At 64.5% G+C, this 5,419-nt stretch carries 5 protein-coding genes; 1 reads left to right on the plus strand and 4 read right to left on the minus strand.

The annotated features are described in order from the left end of the window. Nucleotides 1–222: GTP-binding protein (locus tag A3728_RS13240; RefSeq protein ID WP_236630496.1), on the minus strand; the 222-nt coding region annotated here is incomplete at its 3' end. A 281-nt stretch (nt 223–503) separates the two neighbouring features. Here A3728_RS13240 and A3728_RS13245 point away from each other — a divergent pair. Then, a complete protein-coding gene (locus A3728_RS13245) occupies nt 504–1,862 on the plus strand; it encodes a cytochrome P450 (RefSeq protein ID WP_067924553.1) in 1,359 nt (452 codons plus the stop codon). Between the two features lie 19 nt (nt 1,863–1,881). Here the strand turns inward: A3728_RS13245 and A3728_RS13250 are convergent, their stop codons facing one another. The 3 genes from A3728_RS13250 to A3728_RS13260 all read right to left on the minus strand — a co-directional run. Beyond that, complete coding sequence (locus A3728_RS13250) at nt 1,882–2,994, minus strand: M48 family metallopeptidase (protein WP_067924556.1); 1,113 nt, start codon at nt 2,992–2,994, stop codon at nt 1,882–1,884. After that, nucleotides 2,991–4,256, minus strand: coding sequence for a DUF898 family protein (locus tag A3728_RS13255; RefSeq protein WP_067924559.1), 1,266 nt, complete (start codon nt 4,254–4,256; stop codon nt 2,991–2,993). Before A3728_RS13255 ends, A3728_RS13250 begins: the two co-directional genes overlap by 4 nt. A gap of 78 nt (nt 4,257–4,334) precedes the next feature. Beyond that, nucleotides 4,335–5,419: DNA gyrase C-terminal beta-propeller domain-containing protein (locus tag A3728_RS13260; protein ID WP_330220279.1), on the minus strand; the 1,085-nt coding region annotated here is incomplete at its 5' end.

Raw genomic sequence — 5,419 nt, forward strand, 5'->3', positions numbered from 1 at the left:
ATGCGCGTAGTGGCGTGCTTCGGTCTCGTATTCCACGTGCGCGGTGGAGATCGTGATGCCGCGGGCCTTCTCTTCGGGCGCGCCGTCGATCTGGTCGTAGGCGCGGAAGTCGCCGAAGTACTTCGTGATCGCCGCCGTCAGCGTCGTCTTGCCGTGGTCAACGTGACCGATCGTGCCGATGTTTACGTGCGGCTTGTTACGTTCAAACTTTGCCTTTGCCATGGTGGGCGCCCTTTGCATTGAGGAGCCCCCGACGGGGCCCGATCCCTATATGGCGGGCGATGTATTTGAGACGGCCTCCGAAATCAAGCGCATGTCGCAGCATTGAACGACCGTTCCTGCAATTCAAACTCTCGCCGGTCGGACATTCCCGTTCGGACAGCGTACCCTTGCCATTCCGGCAGCCAGGTGCAGTCAAATGCCGCGTTGGCAGGAAAGGGACCACGCCTTACCTTGAAGGCGAACCGCACCCCCGCGCCCCCCTGCCGCAAGAGGAATAGCCCATGAACGAGACCGCCCGCCTTCCCGTCCGCGTGCCGCTGGTCACGGAACCATGGGGGATCCTCAAGAGCCTGCAAATGGCGCGACGCAACGTGTTGAGCATCATACCCGAGATCGCGACCCGGCAACCGATGGTATCGGGCAAGACGGGCAAGCGCTGGCACATGGTGATGGATCCCGGCGCGATACGGCAAATCCTGCTCGACCGGGTGGAGGATTATCCGAAATCGCTGGTGACCAAGAACCTGTTGAAACCGGCAATTGGCGATTCGCTGTTCATCGCCGAAGGCGCGCACTGGCGTTGGCAGCGACGCGCTGCCGCGCCGGTCTTCTCTCATCGCAACGTGCTGAACCTGTCACCCATCATGACCGCGGCGGCTGAGCGAACCACGCAAAGGATCGCCGGGCATGGTCCCCGGGCCGTGAACTTGCTCGATGAAATGGTGACAACCACCTTCGACGTGATCTCGGACGTGACATTTTCGGGGGGCGATACCTTTGACCGCGACGCGGTTCACGGCGCCATCGACGACTATGTGGCAGAGGCGGGCAAGATCAGCCTTTTCGACATCCTCGGCTTCCCCGACTGGGTCCCGAGACCGGGGCGCATCATGTCGGGGGCCGCGCTGAAACAGATGAAATCCATGGCCGACGGCGCAATCGAGGCACGCGCACAGCGCGGGCATGACGGCGTGCCGGACCTGCTCGACCTCCTGCTTTCGGGCGTCGACCCCAAGACCAAGCGTCAGATGAATACCGCCGAACTGCGGGACAACCTGCTGACTTTCATCGTGGCGGGCCACGAAACGACGGCGCTGACGCTTGCATGGTCGATGTATCTGGTGTCCTTCGATGAGGGCGTGCAGGACCGTGCCCGCGAAGAGGCGCGTTCGGTCCTGAAGAGCCGCGCTGCTACGGGGGATGACGTGGAAAAGCTGCCCTTCATTCGCCAGATCGTCGATGAGGCGCTGCGCCTCTACCCGCCCGCGGGCATCATCTCCCGCACGGCGGCGAAACCCGACACGCTCTGCGACAGGGAAATCCGCCCGGGCGATACGGTCATGGTGCCGATCTATGCGCTGGGGCGTAACGCCCTGCTCTGGGACGAACCGGATGCCTTCCGACCCGACCGGTTCGCGGACCGCAAGGCAATCGACCGCTACGCCTACCTTCCCTTCGGTGACGGCCCGCGCATCTGCATCGGCGCTTCCTTTGCTTTGCAAGAGGCCGTGATCATCCTCGCCACGCTGCTCGCAAGGTTCCGTTTCACGCCGGTACCGGGCAAGGAGCCTGAACCGGTGATGATCATCACGCTGCGCCCCGAAGGCGGCGTCTGGCTGAACGCGGAGGCATTGGACTGAGCCTACGGTCGAAGACTGGCTAGCCCTCGCAAATGGATTGCAGAGCAAGCCAGTCCGCGACCGGCAGCACGGGCTGCGCCGTACCGGGCGGCAAAGGATCACGCAGTGCCGCTTCGATCCTTGCCGAAAGGCTGGGGTGGCTGAGGAAATGGGCGATGACCCCATCCTCTCCGTCGTCTTCCTGCACCCCTGCAGCGGCCCGCATCCGTTCGAACGCAAGGGCAAGCGCCGTGGGCGCCACCCCCGCCTGCCGCAGCACCTCGCGGGCGTAAACATCCGCCTCGGTCTCGGCCAGTTGGGAATAGCGCGCGTTGATGAGCCGTTCGGTCAGGAACAGCACGGCGGCACCGCCCGCGAAATCGCCCAGCACCAGACCCAGCACCCCGATGGAACCGGCGGAGCGCAGGGCATGACGGGTCGGATCACGCCGTGCGACATGGCCCATTTCATGGGCAAGCACCGCCGCCACCTCTTCCGGGGTCTCCGCCAGTTCCAGCAGCCCCCGGAACAATACAACCTGGCCCCCCGGCAGGGCGAAGGCGTTGATCATCGGATGATCCAGAACCGAGACGGACAGCGGCACCGGCAAGGCCGATCCCGGCGCAAGTCTTTCAGTCATCCGGTCAAGCGCGGCCTGCCCCCGGGGCGCATCGCAAAACGGCAATGCCCCCATCCCGGTTTCATCAAGCGCCATGCGCACCTGTTCGAGCGTTGCCTCGCCCAGCGCCCTTTCCCCCTCCGGCGGAATGTATTCCGCCAACCGGTCCGACAGCAGCGGGATCAGGTAGAGCAACTGCAGCCAGACCGCCGCAACAGCGGCCAACCCCCAGGCCAGCAGGCGCAACCGCCGGACCGAATGAACCCGCCGCCTGACCGCAGGCAGGTAGCCCAGCATTTCCTGATCCGTGATTTCCAGCCGGGTAAGCGGGTCGCCTGCGCGGCACAGCAGCGTCCGGTCCCGCCCGGCCCGATCCGGCAACCTGCGGATTTCCTTCACCGGCCAGCGTATGATCCGTCCGTCATCCAGCCCGATCTGCAACACCCCGCTGGCGATATGCAGGCTCACCTCCTGCGGGACCGGCCTGTCGCCATCGAAATAGCAGGCGCCGAAACCGTCGAACCCCTTGCTCATATCGCCGCCCCCAAGTCGAGCGCTTCGGCAAAACCCTCCGCTTCGGCGAAGTCGTCACGCGCGCGCTGGCTGATCGACGAAAGGCCTCGGGTTTGCGGCAGCGCGGTCGTGCGCGCCACATGGCGGATCAGCGGGAACGTCACAAAGGCGCTGTAGGCCGCACCCCACAAGGCGAAAATCAGCAGGTAAAGCATCACGAAGGACAGCAAGCCAATCCAGCCGGGCAGTACAAGCTCGCCCGCATCGATCGCTCCCAGCATATCCGCCGCCAGATCGAGGCCCAGAAGCCGCACCGCCAGCCCCGCCAAGAGAACGAGCCCCGATATAAGAACGAGATAAGCGATCAAATTTCCGAAAACGTAGATGAAAGCCACCCGAGCGCCGGACAGCCGCGATTGCAGCGACAGCCCAAAGGCGTATTTGTTGTTTGCCAGAATACGTTTGCAGACCCAGCGGTAGTGTATCGCGCCGTAAAGCAGCCCCGCCGCGAAAAACGGCAAAAGCCCCAGCCGCCAAGGGGCGTTCAGATCGATAACAGGGCTGCCCCCGGCGGCAATTTCTTCGAACAGCCTTTGCGCGTCTCGCTCGAACGCGACCCAATCGGGCACCACCGGCATTGCCCAGAAAATCCAGATCAAACTGGCGATCAGCCCCAGCAGGCTCAGCACGAAGGGGATGGTCGCGGGGTAGAGCATTACCCAGCGCCCTCCCTGAACCAGCCTGACCGAGCCGAAATAGGTTCTGTCTGTACGGTATTTTTCCAGCCAGAATGTCATGCGGGGCCAAAGCAGGCCGAGCGACAGGAGGGTGATGCACCAATGCGCCACCCCCCGCGCGGCATAGCCCCATGCGCCGCGCGCCACCCCGAAGCGCACCCCGCGCCAGCGCGTGCGGGACAGGATGTAGCGACGGGCACGGTAGCGGGCGTAGAACAGAAGCGGCACGATACCCAGAGCACTGGCCACATACCCGACCCAAGACGCCGCGAAGACGGAAAAGCTGACAAACATCAGCAGCAGATTGACGATGCCAAGATAAAAGGTCAGCACCACCACGGCGATCAGAAAGCCAAGCAGCTTTTCCAGCGGATCACCGGTATATTCTAGCCCATGCCCCCCGGGCCGGATCGCGGACCAGTACCAGCGGCGCAACCGGGTCTTCATCCAGAACCGGTAAATGCCTAGCGTCAGTACCGTCAGCAGCGCGGTCTTGAGCGCAAGCCAGAACAGCCCGGCGCGCTTGCCGACGAAATCTACTCTCATCGCCCCCGGCGGGCCGTGATCGGCAGCCGGCTCTGGTGGATGCGCGGCAGAATCCGAAGTATGCACCGCCGCCGCCAATCAGTCGAAGCGGTTGTTCCGCGGGAAGCCGCGGGGAGCCATGCGGCCCGCACCGGCGCGTTTTCCGGTCCATTCGGCAAGGTCTGACTGTGTCCGGGTCCGCCCCGCCGGATCCTGCCAGACGAGGCCATCCGCGCCGACAAAGGTGATGGCGTCGCTCAGGCCACCGTCCTTGAACTTCTGCAGCCGCACGCCCTTGCCGCGATTCATTTCGGGCAGTTCGTCGAGACCGAAGACCAGCACCTTGCGGTTCTCGCCCACCGTGGCGACGGAATCCCCCGTGACAGGCCGACAGATCAGCGCGCGGGTCTCCCCCCGCACGTTGAGAACCTGTTTCCCGCTGCGGGTCTGCGCGACCACTTCGTCCTCCGGCACGACGAAACCGTCCCCGGCAGAAGATGCCACGAGCAGCCTGCGCCCCGGCTGGTGAATGAAGAGCGCCACTATCTGCGCCTCGTTGGGCAGGTCCACCATCAGGCGCAGGGGCTCGCCCATGCCGCGCCCGCCCGGCAGGTTTGCCGCCGATATCGTGTAGAAGCGCCCGTTCGAGCCGAAGACCAGCAGGCGGTCGGTCGTTTCGGCGTGGAAGATGAATCGCGGCCCGTCCCCGTCCTTGAACTTGAGTTCGCGGTTCAGGTCGATATGCCCCGTCATGGCGCGGACCCAGCCCATCTGCGAACAGACCACCGTGATCGGTTCGCGGTCGATCATGGCCTCGATCGGAACGTCCTCGACCTCCCCCGCCTCGGCAAAGGTGGTGCGGCGGGCGCCGCCCGGCCAGTCCTTGCCGAACTGCTTCTTCGTATCCCGCAACTGTGCCGAGATGGTGTCCCACTGCAGTCCTTCGCTATCGAGCAGGTCCTCTAGCCCGGCGCGCTCCTCCATCAGAGCGGCCTGCTCGCGCAGCAGTTCCAGTTCCTCCAACCGACGCAGGGAGCGCAGGCGCATGTTCAGAATCGCATCCGCCTGAACCTCGCTCAGCTCACCCTCCCCCGGGGGCGGCGTGACGTAATCATCCTCATCCCGCGCCCGGACATGATCCCTGCCCCAGTCCTCGCGCATCAGGGCGGCCTTGGGGTCGTCGT

It is taken from the genome of Sulfitobacter sp. HI0040 (assembly GCF_001634885.1).
Taxonomy (GTDB): Bacteria; Pseudomonadota; Alphaproteobacteria; order Rhodobacterales; family Rhodobacteraceae; genus Sulfitobacter.